The 14,507-nt window shown below is 72.4% G+C and carries 14 protein-coding genes; 8 read left to right on the forward strand and 6 right to left on the reverse strand.

Translation table 11 applies throughout. The features are described from left to right. Window positions 1-9: 9 nt before the first annotated feature. Together BM342_RS17025 and gabT are read right to left on the reverse strand one after the other, a co-directional pair. The gene (locus BM342_RS17025) at window positions 10-999 is read right to left on the reverse strand and encodes an asparaginase (protein ID WP_092968245.1); all 990 of its coding nucleotides are present in this window, start codon (window positions 997-999) and stop codon (window positions 10-12) included. After that, the gene (gabT, locus tag BM342_RS17030; protein ID WP_092968247.1) at window positions 996-2,372 is read right to left on the reverse strand and encodes a 4-aminobutyrate--2-oxoglutarate transaminase; all 1,377 of its coding nucleotides are present in this window, start codon (window positions 2,370-2,372) and stop codon (window positions 996-998) included. Before gabT ends, BM342_RS17025 begins: the two co-directional genes overlap by 4 nt. 113 nt (window positions 2,373-2,485) lie before the next feature. Here gabT and BM342_RS17035 point away from each other — a divergent pair, with 113 nt between their 5' ends. Then, window positions 2,486-2,965: an OsmC family protein gene (locus tag BM342_RS17035; RefSeq protein WP_092968249.1), complete on the forward strand. Its 480-nt coding sequence runs from the start codon at window positions 2,486-2,488 to the stop codon at window positions 2,963-2,965. Window positions 2,966-3,058: 93 nt separating this feature from the next. On the opposite strand, the gene BM342_RS17040 is transcribed toward BM342_RS17035, so the two are convergent. Both BM342_RS17040 and BM342_RS17045 read right to left on the reverse strand, forming a co-directional pair. Next, the gene (locus BM342_RS17040) at window positions 3,059-3,958 is read right to left on the reverse strand and encodes a hypothetical protein (RefSeq protein WP_092968251.1); all 900 of its coding nucleotides are present in this window, start codon (window positions 3,956-3,958) and stop codon (window positions 3,059-3,061) included. 65 nt (window positions 3,959-4,023) lie between these two features. Further along, window positions 4,024-4,800, reverse strand: coding sequence for a lysophospholipid acyltransferase family protein (locus BM342_RS17045; protein ID WP_092968253.1), 777 nt, complete (start codon window positions 4,798-4,800; stop codon window positions 4,024-4,026). A 72-nt stretch (window positions 4,801-4,872) separates the two neighbouring features. Here BM342_RS17045 and BM342_RS17050 point away from each other — a divergent pair, with 72 nt between their 5' ends. The 6 genes from BM342_RS17050 to BM342_RS17075 all read left to right on the forward strand — a co-directional run bounded on the left by BM342_RS17050 (window position 4,873) and on the right by BM342_RS17075 (window position 10,539). Then, window positions 4,873-5,520, forward strand: a complete 648-nt coding sequence (locus BM342_RS17050) for a 4'-phosphopantetheinyl transferase family protein (protein ID WP_092968255.1) — start codon at window positions 4,873-4,875, stop codon at window positions 5,518-5,520. A 53-nt stretch (window positions 5,521-5,573) separates the two neighbouring features. Next, window positions 5,574-6,659, forward strand: a complete 1,086-nt coding sequence (gene dxr / locus BM342_RS17055) for a 1-deoxy-D-xylulose-5-phosphate reductoisomerase (protein WP_092968257.1) — start codon at window positions 5,574-5,576, stop codon at window positions 6,657-6,659. A gap of 120 nt (window positions 6,660-6,779) precedes the next feature. Then, window positions 6,780-8,105, forward strand: coding sequence for a M50 family metallopeptidase (locus BM342_RS17060; protein ID WP_177232234.1), 1,326 nt, complete (start codon window positions 6,780-6,782; stop codon window positions 8,103-8,105). Window positions 8,106-8,223: 118 nt separating this feature from the next. Beyond that, window positions 8,224-9,438, forward strand: coding sequence for a sensor histidine kinase (locus BM342_RS17065; RefSeq protein WP_143109920.1), 1,215 nt, complete (start codon window positions 8,224-8,226; stop codon window positions 9,436-9,438). Further along, window positions 9,435-10,103 carry a response regulator gene (locus tag BM342_RS17070; RefSeq protein ID WP_092968794.1) on the forward strand — a complete coding sequence of 223 codons (669 nt, stop codon included), beginning with the start codon at window positions 9,435-9,437 and terminating at the stop codon, window positions 10,101-10,103. The genes BM342_RS17065 and BM342_RS17070 overlap by 4 nt, the downstream gene beginning before the upstream one ends. Window positions 10,104-10,233: 130 nt before the next feature. Further along, on the forward strand, window positions 10,234-10,539 hold the full coding sequence (locus tag BM342_RS17075; protein ID WP_092968261.1) for an SHOCT domain-containing protein: 306 nt from the start codon (window positions 10,234-10,236) through the stop codon (window positions 10,537-10,539). Window positions 10,540-10,601: 62 nt separating this feature from the next. Here BM342_RS17075 and BM342_RS17080 read toward each other — a convergent pair whose 3' ends face one another. Further along, entirely contained in the window at window positions 10,602-11,855 is a 1,254-nt protein-coding gene (locus BM342_RS17080) for a low temperature requirement protein A (protein WP_218154954.1), read from the reverse strand. A 101-nt stretch (window positions 11,856-11,956) separates the two neighbouring features. Beyond that, window positions 11,957-13,141: an acetyl-CoA C-acetyltransferase gene (locus tag BM342_RS17085; protein ID WP_092968263.1), complete on the reverse strand. Its 1,185-nt coding sequence runs from the start codon at window positions 13,139-13,141 to the stop codon at window positions 11,957-11,959. 137 nt (window positions 13,142-13,278) lie between these two features. Here BM342_RS17085 and BM342_RS17090 point away from each other — a divergent pair, with 137 nt between their 5' ends. Beyond that, complete coding sequence (locus BM342_RS17090) at window positions 13,279-14,481, forward strand: substrate-binding domain-containing protein (protein WP_092968265.1); 1,203 nt, start codon at window positions 13,279-13,281, stop codon at window positions 14,479-14,481. Window positions 14,482-14,507 lie beyond the last annotated feature (26 nt).

The following is a 14,507-nucleotide window of genomic DNA, read 5'->3' on the forward strand; positions in this document are numbered from 1 at the left end:
CCGCCGGGGTCAGACGGTCGCGCGGACCTCGCCGACGCGACGGTCGCCGCCCATGACCCAGAGGTCGAGCTCGGTGGCGACCCGGTCGACCGCCGCGTCGTCGATCGCGCCGGTGCTCGCGAGCAGGCGCAGGCCGATGATCGTCGACGCCCGCGCCGAGCCGTCGAGCACCTTCAGCGCCGTGGTCGTGCCGTCGGGAGCGGTCATGACCATGACGCCCTCGGCGCCGAACTTCGCGAACACGCCGACGCGTTCGATGGCGACGGTGTCGGGCTGGCCGGGTCCGGCGATCGCCCAGGGGTTCTCACGCACGGCCTCGGTGAGCGCCGCGCCCTCGCGGAAGAGCGCGAACGGCGACGACGAAGCCGCGGTCGTGATCTTCTGGATGCCGCGGGCGAGCCCGGTGAGACTGATCGCGTGCACGGGGGCGCCGCAGCCGTCGATCGCGGTCGCGGTCGCACGCTCGCCCGTGAGGCGCTCGAGGACATCGAGGATGCGCCGTTGCAGCGGGTGCGCGGGATCGAGGTAGCCCTCGAGCGGCCAGCCGTTGGCGACGCATGCGAGGAGCATCGCGGCGTGCTTGCCGGAGCACGTCATGTAGACGCGCTCGGCTGCGCCGCCCGCACGGACGAGATCGTCGTGCGCGGTCTGGTCGGCGGGCCGCGCGGCGGGGCAGCCCAGCGCGCTCTCGGGCAGCGAGGCGCGCGCGAGCAGCCCGCGCACGAGCGCCACGTGCGCGGCGGTGCCGGAATGGCTCGCGGTGGCGATCGCGGCGTCTTCACCGCGCAGTGTGACACCCGAGGACATCACGGCGACGGCGATGAACGGCTTCAGCGCGGAACGTGGGAGGACCGGCGAGGCGACGTCGCCGAGGGTGCGCAGCACCTCGCCCTCGGGGGAGAGCACGACGGCAGAACCGGCGTGCCTGGACTCGGTGAAACCATTGCGTTCGACCACGGCGAGTTGGACGGCGTCTGCAGCGGAGAAGGTGCCGGTCATCCGAGTGCCGCGAGGCCGTCGTCGAGCACCTGCAGGGCGTCGTCGATGAGGGCGTCGCTCACCGCGAGACTCGGGAGGAAGCGGAGCACGTTGCCGTAGGTGCCGGCGTTCAGGAGCAGCACGCCGTGCTGTGCGGCGAAAGCCACGAGCGCGGTCACGGCCTCGGGGTTCGGTGCCTTCGTGGTGCGGCCGGTGCCCGGCTGGACGAGTTCGATCGCGATCATCGCGCCGATGCCGCGGATGTCGCCGATGACGTCGTAGCGCTCGGCCAGCCGTTCGAGGCCCGCGGTGAGCGTCGTCTCGATGCGCTTCGCCTCGCCGAGGAGGTCGTGCTGCTCGATCGACTCGAAGACTGCGACGGCGGCGGCGCACGCGACGGGGTTGCCGCCGAAGGTGCCGCCGAGGCCGCCCGCGTGGGCCGAATCCATGATCTCGGCGCGACCGGTCACCCCGGCGAGCGGCAGGCCGCCAGCGATGCCCTTGGCCGAGAGCACGAGGTCGGGCACCCAGCCGAAGTGCTCGCTCGCGAAGAACGCGCCCGTGCGGGCCATGCCCGACTGGATCTCGTCGGCGATCATCACGACGCCGTGCTCGGTGCACCAGGTCTGCAGCGTGGGCAGGTAGTCGTCGGCGGGAACGATGAAGCCGCCCTCGCCCTGGACGGGCTCGACGACGAGGCACGCGAGGTCGCTCGCCCCGACGACCTTCTCGAGGTACGCGATCGTGCGCGCCGCGGCATCCGCACCGCTCAGGCCGTCGCGGTAGGGGTACGAGTTGGGCGCGTGGTAGACATCGCCGGCGAACGGGCCGAACCCGGTCGCGTACGGGTGGGCCTTGTAGTTCATGGCCATCGTGAGGTTCGTGCGGCCGTGGTACGCGTGGTCGAGCACGGCGACGGCACGGCGACCCGTGAACTTGCGCGCGATCTTGACGCCGTTCTCGACAGCCTCGGCGCCCGAGTTCACGAGCACCGTGCGCTTGGCGTGCGTGCCGGGCGTGTGCTCGGCGAGGAGTTCTGCGACGCGCACGTACTCCTCGTAGGGCGTGACGGTGAAGAGCGTGTGGATGACGTCCTGGAGCTGGCTCGCGGCCGCGCGCACGACGTTGGCCTCGGTGTGGCCGACGGTGGTCACGCCGATGCCGCCGCCGAAGTCGATGAACCGGTTGCCGTCGACGTCGACGAGCACCGCGCCATTGGCCCGTTCGATGTACACGGGCAGGGCCGACGAGACGCCGGCCGACACGACCGCGGCACGTCGCTCGTGCAGCGCCTGCGACTTGGGGCCGGGGATCGCCGTCACGATGCGGCGTTCCTGCGGCACCGTGTAGACGGGGGCGGCAGCGGTCTCTGCGGGTGTCTGGGTGTCAGTCATGATGCCTTCCAGACTAGCGCCGCGGGGCCGCCGCCCGCGGGCTCGCGGGTCGGCGGCGTCGGCTAGCGTGGAGTCGACCGCGCGTCGGAGCGTGCGGCGGGGAGGCGGCACCGGTGAGGCTCGGCGAACACGCGTACACGGTCGAGGTCGAGTGGACGGGCGCACGCGCGGCGGGCACCACCTCGTACCGCTCATACGGTCGCGACCACGTCGTGCGCGCGGCGGGCAAGGCGCACGAACTCGAGGGCTCGAGCGACCGCGTCTTCCACGGCGACGCCGAGCGCTGGAATCCCGAGGAGCTGCTGCTCGCGGCGCTCGGCCAGTGCCACATGCTCTCGTACCTGCATGTCGCGACCCTGCACGGCGTGGTCGTCACGGCCTACACCGACGCCCCGACCGGGGTCATGGTCGAGGACGGCCGGGGCGGCGGTTCCTTCCGCGAGGCGACGCTGCGTCCGCGCGTCGTCGTGGCCGACGCGTCGATGCTCGCCCTTGCGCACGAGATCCACGCCGAGGCCTCGGCGAAGTGCTTCATCGCGGCATCCGTCGCGTTCCCGGTGCATCACGAGTCGGTCGAGGTCGTCGCGGACTGAGGCGTCGCTTCGCCGGGCGCGACGAGCGGCAGCCCCAGGCGGGCAGGGACGCAGGCGGGCCGGCACGAAGTCGGATGCCGCACCCTCGGCCGATCAGGGCGTGACGGCCACCGCGGGCAGCGTGGGTTCGGTGGGGCAGGCGTGCCCGCCGACGAGGCGCGTGCACGGCGAGAAGAACGCCGGGAACCGCTCGGCCGTCGGATCGCCGAACCAGCGGTTCCAGAGACGCCAGAAGTTGAGGTTGCCGTAGGCGCCGCACGCATCGCCGCCCGAGGGGTCGGCCAGCGTCGCTTCGTTCGGTTGGTACGGCGTGTAGTTGTAGAGGTTGGCGGTGGCCTGGTTGCGGATGGCCACGGTGCTCGCGCCGCACGCGGCATCGGGGTGGTAGCCGATCGACGTCTCGCCGATCATGTACCGACGCTCGGGCGCCTCGGTGTACTGCCGGAACTGCCAGGCCGCGTTGTAGACCTGGTTGAAGAAGCCGAAGTACTTCTGGTCGCAGTCGGCCGTGTCGGGGCAGGCGTACCCGGTCGCGCGCTCGTAGCCGGCCGTGGTCGGCCGGGTGAGCAGCGACTGCTCCTTCTGGAGGAGCACGAGCAGCGTGCGCGGGCTGATGCCGCAGGCGACGGCGGTCTTCGCGATGATGCGGCTCGCGGGCTCGTCGACCGCGCCGCGGTACTCGCCGCAGTGCGCGCCGCCGACGGCGGGTTGGGTGGTGGTGGTCTCGGTGTACTCGGCCAGGCACGGCACGCCGGCGTCGGCGCGGCACGAGACCCCCTCGAGGAACGCCTGGATCTGCTCCTCGCCCATCGCCCGGCTGTCGTAGAACGCGTCGTCGCTCACGATGAGCGAGGGGTCGAACTCGGTCGTCGGAGGCTCCGGCAGCGTGCGGTCGACCCGCTGGGGCCCGGTGTCTGCGGGGGCGCACGAGGACAGCAGCAGGATCGCCGCGGCCGCAGCGGAGAGGCGCGCGAATCGTCCGAGGGAGCTCATCGGCTCGACCCTACCGGGCGCGGGGTCGAGGGCGCTGGGAATCGACCGGATGCCGCGTGGCGGCGTCAGCGACGTTCGCGCGGCGCGATGCGGTCGGCGATCTTCGCGAGCGTGCCCTCCGGCGGCTTCTCGTTGTAGACGCCCGCGAGCTCCTGTTCGGAGAGCGCGTGGATCGCGGCCATGATCTCGTCGGTCGCGGCACGGCGGGCCCGGCCCGAGGTCGCGGCGCCGTGGTGCGAGACGTCGATCGGCTCGCCGAAGCGAACGGTCACGGGGCGGACCCTGGGCATCTTCGCGCCGACGGGCTGGATCTCCTGCGTGCCGATGAGGCCGACGGGCACCACGAGCGCGCCGGTCTGCAGGGCGAGCCACGCGACGCCGGTGCGCCCGCGGTAGAGGCGGCCGTCGAGCGAGCGGGTGCCTTCCGGGTAGATCGCGAACGCGTTGCCGGCCTCGAGGATCGATCGGCCGGCATCGAGCGCCGCCTGCGCGTCGGCTCCGGCTCCGCGCTCGACGCCGACCGCGCCGATCGCCGTGAAGAAGGTTCGCGAGACCCATCCGCGGAAGCCCGTGCCGGTGAAGTAGTCGTTCTTGGCGAGGAACTGCACGGGCCGCGGCGAGGCGATGGGGATCACGACGCTGTCGATGAACGACAGGTGGTTGCTCGCGAGGATGACCGGGCCGGTCGCGGGAACGTGCTCGGTGCCCGTGATCGTCGGACGGTAGATGAGCCGGGTCGACGGCCGCAGGATCCCGCGGAAGATGCGGTAGGCCGGACCCTGTCGAACGGGGTCGGCGGTCTCGCCCGCGCGCTGGGGGTCGTGCTCGTCGTGCTCTGTCACCCTCCGACCCTAGGCGTGCGGCCATTCCGCGGCAGGTATATGGCCAAGGCGCGTCGGTGGGAGGATGGGGGCGTGGACGTGACGGCCGACGGCGAGCTGATCGAGCTCGGGCAGACGGGCGCGCGCGCCCTCGTGCTCGCCGGGGGCAGGCGCCAGCCCGGCGTCGACCTCGCGCTCCGCGGCCTGATCGCGCATGCCGCGTCGGTGCCCGCCGACGACGTCGAGCTCGTACACGCGTGCTCGGAGTGCGGCGCACGCCACGGGCGCGTGCTCGTCGCGTATCCGCTCACGCCGTCCGGCGGGCCGTGGTTCGCCGACGTCGCCACGCACGGCGACACGATCGTCGCGGCGACCGGCACGCGGCATCCGCTCGGGGTCGCGGTCGAACCGGTCATGCCCGTCGACTCGGACCCGGGCGAGCGCCTCGACCAGGCCGCCTTCCACCCCGACGAGCGGGCGGCGCTGCGCGAGCTCGACGAGGACTGGAGCGCGGCCGTGCGCGCGGCGCTGTGGGCGCGCAAGACCGCGCTGCTGCGCGCGCTCGGGCACACCGAGTTCATCGAGCCGTCGCGGCTCGCGCTGTCGATCCCCGGTGCCGACGGCGGCCATGGGCGCATCCTGCGCAGCGTTCCGGAGTTCGGGTCGTTCTGGCAACGGGTCGCATTCCACGACGTGCCCGTGCCAGGGCCGCACGCGGCATCCGTCGCCGTCATCGGCTGACCCGACGCGTCGCGACCCCGACGACCCGCGACGCCTCGGCCTACAGTGGTCACGTGCGTTCAGTCATCATCCTCGGCTCCACCGGTTCGATCGGCACCCAGGCCCTCGACGTCATCCGCGCGAACCCCGGGCGGTTCGAGGTGGTCGGCCTCGCGGTCGGCTCGAACCGGGCGGTGCTCGAGGCGCAGGCCGCCGAGTTCGGCGTCGAGCACACGGCCGTCGGCATCGACGAGGCCGTGCAGTTGGTGCGGGATGTCGCGGCCGACGTCGTGCTGAACGGCATCACCGGTTCCGTGGGGCTCGGTCCGACGCTCGCGACGCTCGAACGCGGCACCACGCTCGCGCTCGCGAACAAGGAGTCGCTCATCGTGGGCGGCGACCTCGTGACGCGCCTCGCGAAGCCAGGGCAGATCGTTCCCGTCGACTCCGAGCACTCGGCCATCGCGCAGGCGCTGCGGTCCGGCACCGACGACGAGGTGCGACGGCTCGTGCTGACCGCATCGGGCGGCCCGTTCCGCGGACGCAGCCGGGAGTCGCTGGTCGACGTGACGCCGGCGGAGGCGCTCGCCCACCCGACCTGGGACATGGGCCTGGTCGTCACCACGAACTCCGCGACGCTCGTGAACAAGGGCCTCGAGATCATCGAGGCGCACCTGCTCTTCGACGTGCCGTACGACCGCATCGACGTGACCGTGCACCCGCAGTCGATCGTGCACTCGATGGTCGAGTTCGTCGACGGGTCGACGATCGCGCAGGCCTCGCCTCCCGACATGCGCCTGCCCATCTCGCTCGGCCTCGACTGGCCGAACCGGGTCGCCGCGGTCGGGCGGCCGCTCGACTGGACCGTCGCGTCGTCGTGGACCTTCGAGCCGCTCGACCACCAGGCGTTCCCCGCGATCTCGCTCGCCAAGCAGGTCGGCCGGGCCGGGGGCGACTACCCGGCCGTGTTCAACGCCGCCAACGAGGAGGCGGTGGCCGCCTTCCATGCCGGGCGCATCGGATTCCTCGACATCGTCGACACCGTGCACGCCGTCGTCGAGGCGCACGAGCCGCCCGAGCGCCGGCTCACGCTCGACTCGCTCGCCGAGTCGGAGCGGGCGGCGCGCGCCGCGGCGAACGCGCGCATCTCGAGGGCCTGAGCCGAGGCATCCGCTTCCGGCCTCTGCGCACCCGCGAGCGGTGCGGCTTCGCAGTCGGGCCATAGCGCGCTCACAGCGGAGCGTCAGGCGACACCCGGCCGCTCGCAGTACGCTCATCGGATGGATTCCGTGCTGCCGTTCATCCTCGGCGTGGTCGTCATCGTCCTCGGCCTCGCCGTCTCGATCGCGCTGCACGAGATCGGGCACCTGGTTCCGGCCAAGCTCTTCAAGGTCAAGGTGACCCAGTACATGATCGGCTTCGGGCCGACGATCTGGTCGAAGCGCCGCGGTGAGACCGAGTACGGCGTCAAGGCGATCCCGCTCGGCGGCTACATCTCGATGATCGGCATGTTCCCGCCCAAGAACGGCGCACAGGTGCACGAGGACTCCACCGGGTTCTTCAAGGGCCTCGCCCAAGACGCGCGCGATGCGAGCCAGGAGTCGATCACGCCGGGCGACGAGGCCCGCGCCTTCTACCTGCTGCCCGTCTGGAAGCGCATCGTCATCATGTTCGGCGGGCCGTTCATGAACCTCGTGCTCGCCGTGCTGCTGTTCGGCGTGCTGCTCGTGGGCTTCGGCGTTCCGCAGACGACCACCACGGTCGCCTCGGTCAACGAGTGCGTGCTGCCCGCGACGAGCGAGCGGCAGACCTGCGAGGCCGACGACCCCGCCGCCCCCGGCGCGGAGGCCGGCGTGCAGCCCGGCGACGTCATCACCTCGATCGACGGCGAGCAGATCACGTCGTGGGAGCAGTCCACGGCGATCATCCGCTCGCACCCCGGTGACCCGCTCACGGTCGTCGTCGTGCGCGACGGCGCCGAGCAGACCCTCACCGTCACCCCCGCGCTGAGCGAACGCTACGTGACCGATGCGAACGGCCAGGTCGTCGAGGACGAGAACGGCGACCCGGTCACCACCGAGGTCGGCTTCGTCGGCATCGGTCCGACGGCGGCGCGCGTGCAGCAGCCGGTCACCGCCGTGCTGCCCACCGTCGGCGAGAACATCGCGGGCGTCGCCGGCATCATCGTGAACCTGCCGCAGCGCATGGTCGACGTCGCGAACGCCGCCTTCGGCCCCGAGGAGCGCGACCCCAACGGCCCGATCAGCGTCGTGGGCGTCGGCCGCGTGGCCGGCGAGGTCGCCGCGACCGACCAGTTGGCGATGAGCGACAAGGTCGCCGGACTCATCGGCATCCTCGGGTCGCTGAACATCGCGCTGTTCGTGTTCAACCTCATCCCGCTGCTGCCGCTCGACGGCGGGCACATCGCCGGTGCGCTGTGGGAGGCGATCCGCCGAGGCTGGGCGAAGCTGTTCAAGCGCCCCGACCCCGGACCCGTCGACATGGCCAAGCTCATGCCGGTGACCCTCGCGGTCGTCGTCGTGCTCGGCGCCATGAGCGCGCTGCTCATCTACGCCGACCTCGTGAAGCCGGTGCAGCTGTTCTGATCGTGACGCCGCGCACCAAGCCCGCCCCGTCGACTGCGTCGGGGTACTCCCTCAGGAGCAGCCGATGAGCCTCCGCGAGGAGGACTCGGGCGCGGCATCCGATCGATACGCTCGGGGGATGCCTCCCTGGGAAGCCGGCGACGGCTGGAACGGACCCCCCTGGGCACGAGGCTGGGCCGACGGGACGTTCGACGGCGCGCGCGACGGTCGCCGTTTCCGCGCCTCTGCGCGGTTCCGCCTGCTCGCCCCCGTCGTGCTCAGCCTGCTGGTGCAGGTTCCGGCGGCGATCGGCATCGCGATCTTCACGAACGTCGGGTGGACTGCGGGCCTGCTGCAGGTGCTGCTCGCAGCCGTGGGCCCGCTCGCGCTGCTCGGCGCGCGACGATGGCCGGGCGTCACCGTCGCCGTCGTCGCGGCAGCCGCGCTCGCCGACGTCGTGCTCGTGCCCGTCGCGGGTCCCCCGTACCTCGCGCTCGCCTTCGCCATCGTCATCGCCGTCGCGCGCGGCGCCGTGGCGTGGGCCGTCGCGGCGGTGGCGACCGGTTGGGTCGCGGCCGTCGTGCTGGTGTCGCTCTGGGGCGAGCCGTGGCATCCGGTGCGCGTCGCCTTCACGACGCTCGCGCTCGCGGCGTGCTTCGGCATCGGCGCGTTCGTGCGCACGCGCGCCGAGCGCATGCGCCACTACCGGGCCGAGGCGCTGCAGCGGCGCCGCACCGCCGAGGAGCGCGAACGGGTGCGCATCGCCCGCGAGCTGCACGACGTCATCGGGCACGCGCTCTCGCAGATCAACGTGCAGGCCAGCGTCGGCCTGCACCTCATGGACCGCGACGCCGAACAGGCGCGCACCGCGCTCGCGAACATCAAGCAGACCTCGAAGACCGCGCTCGAGGAGGTGCGCAGCGTGCTCGGCGCGATCCGCAGCGACGCCGATGCGCCGCTCTCGCCGCAGGCCGAGCTCGCCGAGCTTCCTCGGCTCGTCGCGGGCGTCACGACCGCGGAGTTCGAGGCGACGCTCGATGATCGGCTCGGCGGCGACGCGCCCGGCCGCGCCGTGCAGTTCGCGGCCTACCGCATCATCCAGGAGGCGCTGACGAACATCGTGCGCCATGCGCGGGCGACGCACGCCGTCGTCGCGATCGAGCGCGTCGGCGACGAGCTGCGCCTCGAGGTCGTCGACGACGGCAGCTGGCTGCCCGCGGCCTCCGGCGAGGGGAGCGGCATCCTGGGCATGCGGGAGCGCGCGGCCCTGCTCGGCGGCACGGTGGAGGTCGCGCAGCTGCCCGACCGCGGCACGCGTGTCGAGGCGCGCCTGCCGTGGAGGGCGACGCCGTGATCCGGGTCGCGCTGGCCGACGACCAGCTGCTCGTGCGCGCGGGCTTCCGTGCGCTCCTCGAGGCCGAGCCCGGCATCGACGTGGTCGGCGAGGCGTCCACCGGCGCTGAGCTGCTCGAGATCGTGCGACGGCAGCCGGTCGACGTCGTGCTCATGGACATCCGCATGCCGGGCGGTGACGGGCTCTGGGCGACCGAGCAGATCGCCGCCGACCCCGCGCTCGCCGGCGTGCACGTCGTCATCGTGACCACGTTCGAGCTCGACGAGTACGTCGCGCGCGCGGTGCGGGCGGGGGCGAGCGGGTTCCTCGTGAAGGACACCGAGCCCGTCGACCTCATCCGCGCGGTGCGCGTCGTCGCGAGCGGCGAGGCGCTGCTCTCGCCCGGCGTCACGAAGCGCCTGCTCGAGCGCATGGCGACCGGACTCCGCGACGCGCCCGCCGCCGACCGCGAACGGCTCGCCGGACTCACCGAGCGCGAACGCGAGGTGCTACGGCTCGTGGGGCTCGGCCTCACGAACGACGAGATCGCCGCAGAACTCGTGCTCTCGCCGCTCACGGCCAAGACGCACGTGTCGCGCATCATGGCGAAGCTGCACGCGCGCGACCGGGTGCACCTCGTCGTCACGGCCTACGAGTCGGGGATCGTCGCGCCGGGCTGGCAGTAGTCCGCCCGTGCGGTCGTGCTCCCGCGGGAGCAGCCCAAGTGCCTCCCGGGGGCGGATTCGCCCGAAGCGCGCCACGACGAGACTCTGATCGACGGCCCGACCAGCGGGCCACGATCAAGGGATCTCCATCATGCTCTCCACCCTCGCCACGGCTACCGTGGTCGCACACGCCGGCCCATGGGCGGCCGGCTTCGGCTGGGTCTTCTTCCTCATCCCGCTCTTCTGGCTGCTCGTCGTCGGGCTCATCATCTTCGGTGTGAGCCGCGGACGCCGCCGGTACTGGGCGAACGGCGGGCCCGACGGCTACGGCCCGCCGTGGGCGCGCGGCGCGAGCGCCGAGCAGACCCTCGGCCAGCGCTTCGCGAACGGCGACATCGACGAGACCGAGTACCGCGCGCGCCTCGAGGTGCTGCGCGCGAACCGTCCGAGCGCCTAGCCCGCGAGCGTCGCAGGGACGAGGGGCGGATGCCGCGGCATCCGCCCCTCGTCGCATCGCGGTCAGTCGGGGAGCACCTCGCGCAGTGCTTCGGCCTGATGACGGTGCCCGATCGTCTCGAACGCGACCACCACCACGACGGGCGAGAAGGCCGCGATCAGGATGCCCGCCGGCAGGCTCGCCCCGCCGGCGACGGCGAGCACGGCGAGGGCCAGCACCGCGAGGCTCGCGACGAAGATCACGAGGTGGAACGGGTCGAACCGGCGCAGCAGGTACGAGTACAGCAGGAACAGCATGGCGAGGAACACCGCCACCGGCACCGCGATCGTGAGCAGTGCCTCGACGTCGGTGATGTGCGCCTCGCCCGCGATCGCATTCGCGGCGACGTGCAGGCCGGCACCGGTCGCGGCGAGCGACCCGAACACGACGATGTGCCCGTACCCCCACACGTACGAACGCGAGCGGTAGGCCGCGAGCAACCGCCCGGACGGCACCGTGAAGTAGCTCCACCACAGGCCGAACACGAGGAGCGTGCCGCCGAGCGCGACGCCGGCCGCCTCGGTCGACCACTGCTGCTCCTCGACGACGGCCGAGATCGCGAGGATCGTGCCGAGCACGATCTCGCCGAGCGTGATGATCACGAGCAGGCTGTACCGCTCGGCGATGTGGTGCGGATGCCACGGGGTCTCGCCCCCGCGACGCTCGGCGAACAGCGGCACGATCATCTCGCAGACCCCGAGCACGAACATGAGCCCGAGCGCGACGACGAGCGGCGGGTCGACGAAGATCATCGCGACCCACGCCACCTGGATGACGCCGAGGGAGATCGCGTAGCCGTGCGCGGTGCGCCGCGCGGAGGGGTCGTCGTGGGCGATGCGCAGCCACAGCGCGATCGTCGACACGCGCATGACGACGTAGCCGGCGATGACGACCGCGTTGTCGACGTGGTGGCCCTCGTCGATCGACTCGAAGAACTCCGGCAGCCCGAGGGCCAGCACGAGCACGCCGAGCATCTGCACCATGGTCGCGATGCGCAGGAACACGCCGTCGTTGTCGTAGGCGGAGGCGAGCCACGAGTAGTTGATCCACGCCCAGCAGATCGCGAACACGGCGAACGCGAACGCGATCGCGGCCGAGCCGAAGTGCCCGAGCTCGAGCAGGTGCGCGGCCTGGCTGCCGGCCTGGCTGAAGGCCACGACGAAGGTGAGGTCGTAGAGCAGTTCGAGCGGCGTCGCGGCGCGGTGCGCCTGGTTCGGGTCGCGGCCGACCATGCGGCGCAGGCGGTGGTGCAGCGGGGGCGGCGGGGCCTGGGTCATGGCGCTATCGTGACACGGCCGAGGCCCGCGACGAGCGGATGCCGCGGCATCCGTCGTGAGACGCACGCCGCCACGCGGCATCCGCTCGTCAGGTCGCGGGGTCAGCGCGAGAGCAGCAGCGCCTCGCCCTGGCCGCCGCCGCCGCAGAGCGCGACGGCCGCGCGACCGCCGCCGCGACGGGAGAGCTCGAGCGCGGCGTGCAGTGCGAGGCGCGCGCCCGAGGCGCCGATCGGGTGGCCGAGCGCGATGGCGCCGCCGTGGACGTTGACCGTGCTCGCGTCGAGGTCGAGGTCGCGCATGGACTGCAGGGAGACCGCGGCGAACGCCTCGTTGATCTCGACGAGGTCGAGATCGGAGGCCGCGAGGCCCTCGCGTTCGAGCGCGGCGGCGATCGCGTTGGACGGCTGCGAGTGCAGGGAGTTGTCGGGTCCGGCGACCTGGCCGGAGGCGCCGACGCGCGCGAGCCAGGGGAGTCCGCGGGATTCGGCCCACTCGCGGCTCGCGACGACGACGGCGGCCGCACCGTCGGAGATGGGCGACGAGTTGCCGGCCGTGATGGTGCCGCCCTCGGCGAAGGCGGGGCGCAGGCGCCCGAGCACCTCGGCGGTCGAGTCGGGGCGCACGCCCTCGTCGGCCGTGACGACGACGGGGTCGCCCTTGCGCTGCGGCACCTCGACGGGCACGATCTCGTCGTCGAAGAGGCCCTGCGCGGCGGCCTCGCCGGCCCGGCGGTGGGATGCCGCGGCGATCTCGTCCTGCTCGAGGCGCTCGATGCCGTATCGGCCGTTGAACCGCTCGGTGGACGCGCCCATCGACTCGCGGTCGAACGCGTCGGTGAGGCCGTCGTGCGCGGCGTGGTCGAGCATCTCGACGCTGCCGTAGGCCCAGCCCTTGCGGGAGCCGGGCAGCAGGAGGGGTGCCTGGGTCATCGACTCCTGGCCGCCGGCGACGACGACGGATGCCTCGCCGAGGCGGATGAGGCGCGCGGCGTCGGCGATCGCGACGAGGCCCGAGAGGCACACCTTGTTGATCGTGGTGGCGGGAACGCGCCACGGGATGCCCGCCGCGACCGCGGTCTGCTTGGCGGGGTTCTGCCCGGCGCCGGCCTGCAGCACCTGGCCGAGGATCACCTGGTCGACGTCGTCGGGGGAGATGCCGGCCTTCGCGAGCGCGCCGCGCACCGCGATCGCCCCGAGCTCGACCGCGTGCAGGCTGCCGAGGTTGCCGCTCATGCGGCCGAACGGGGTGCGGGCTCCGGCGATGATGACGACGTCGGTGGTGGGCATTCGGTGAACTCCTTCGTTCGAGGTCGCGGACGGGTTGCGTTCGCTCGGGTTCCGAGCCTATTGTACTTTCCTGAGACCTGAACCACCTGTCAGGTTCTCGCACCAGTCCCAGCCGTTCACTGTTGAGAGGCACTCCAATGCGGGTTACGAAGAAGTACCTCGCGACGGCCGTCATCGCCGCCGCGACCATTGCACTCGTCGGATGCGCGCCGAACGCGCAAGCCGGCGGCGACACCGGGTCGGGCGCGACGGGAGAGGCGGTCAAGGTCGCCATGCTCACGAGCCAGACCGGCCCGCTGGCCGCCTACGGCGCCGCGTACACCGCGGGCTTCGAGGCCGGCCTCGACTACGCGACCGACGGGACCGGCACGGTCGACGGCCGCGAGCTCGACATCGAGTGGGCCGACGACCAGGGCAACCCCGACACCGCGGTCTCCAAGGCCAAGGACTTCATCGGCCAGGGCTACCAGATCCTCGCGGGCACGGCCGCCTCCGGCATCGCCACCGCGCTCGCCGAACAGGCCGCGCAGAACGAGATCCTCTACATCTCGGGTCCGGCCGCGGCCGACGCGATCACGGGCGTCAACGAGTACACGTTCCGGTCGGGTCGCCAGACGTACCAGGACGTCGCGACCGCCGGCACCTTCATCGGCGACCCCGACGGCAAGAAGGTCGTCGTCTTCGCCCAGGACAACGCGTTCGGCCAGGGCAACCTCGCGGGCGTGCAGGCCGTGCTCGGCGGCCAGGGCGCGACCGTCGAGGGAGTGCTCGTCGCCGAGGACGCGACGGAGTTCACGCCGTTCGCCCAGCAGCTCATCGCCGCACAGCCCGACCTCGTCTTCGTGGCGTGGGCCGGCGCCTCGTCGGGCGCCATGTGGACCGCGCTCTCGCAGCAGGGCGTCTTCGACGCCGTGCCCGTCGTGACCGGCCTCGGCGACGTCGCCACCTACGGCGCCTACGGCGACGCGTCGAGCGACATCTCGTTCCTCAACCACTACTTCGGCGGCGCAGCGGGCACCGACGCCGAGGCCGCGATGATCGAGCACCTCGAGGCGGCGGGCGCCGAGGCAGACCTCTTCTCGCCCGACGGGTTCGTCGCCGCGCAGATGATCGTGCAGGCCGTCCGCGAAGGCGGGGACACCGTCGACGGCATGATCGACGCGCTCGAGGGCTGGACCTTCGACTCCGTGAAGGGCGAGATCACGGTGCGCGCCGAGGACCACGCGATGATCCAGCCGATGTACCAGGCGAAGCTCGTCAAGAGCGGCGACACCTGGGTGCCCGAGCTCGTCGACACGATCGACGCCGAGCAGGTCGCACCGCCGGTCGCCGGGGAGTGAGCCGGCCCTCGGTCGGCTGCACCGCT

Origin of the sequence: Agromyces sp. CF514, assembly GCF_900113185.1 — a bacterium.
Taxonomy (GTDB): domain Bacteria; phylum Actinomycetota; class Actinomycetes; order Actinomycetales; family Microbacteriaceae; genus Agromyces.

Coding starts and splice junctions, on each gene's coding strand:
- BM342_RS17090 (WP_092968265.1), top strand. CDS start 13,279: ATGCGGGTTACGAAGAAGTACCTCGCGACGGCCGTCATCGCCGCCGCG.
- BM342_RS17065 (WP_143109920.1), top strand. CDS start 8,224: ATGCCTCCCTGGGAAGCCGGCGACGGCTGGAACGGACCCCCCTGGGCA.
- BM342_RS17085 (WP_092968263.1), bottom strand. CDS start 13,141: ATGCCCACCACCGACGTCGTCATCATCGCCGGAGCCCGCACCCCGTTC.
- BM342_RS17080 (WP_218154954.1), bottom strand. CDS start 11,855: ATGACCCAGGCCCCGCCGCCCCCGCTGCACCACCGCCTGCGCCGCATG.
- BM342_RS17060 (WP_177232234.1), top strand. CDS start 6,780: ATGGATTCCGTGCTGCCGTTCATCCTCGGCGTGGTCGTCATCGTCCTC.
- BM342_RS17075 (WP_092968261.1), top strand. CDS start 10,234: ATGCTCTCCACCCTCGCCACGGCTACCGTGGTCGCACACGCCGGCCCA.
- BM342_RS17025 (WP_092968245.1), bottom strand. CDS start 999: ATGACCGGCACCTTCTCCGCTGCAGACGCCGTCCAACTCGCCGTGGTC.
- gabT (WP_092968247.1), bottom strand. CDS start 2,372: ATGACTGACACCCAGACACCCGCAGAGACCGCTGCCGCCCCCGTCTAC.
- BM342_RS17040 (WP_092968251.1), bottom strand. CDS start 3,958: ATGAGCTCCCTCGGACGATTCGCGCGCCTCTCCGCTGCGGCCGCGGCG.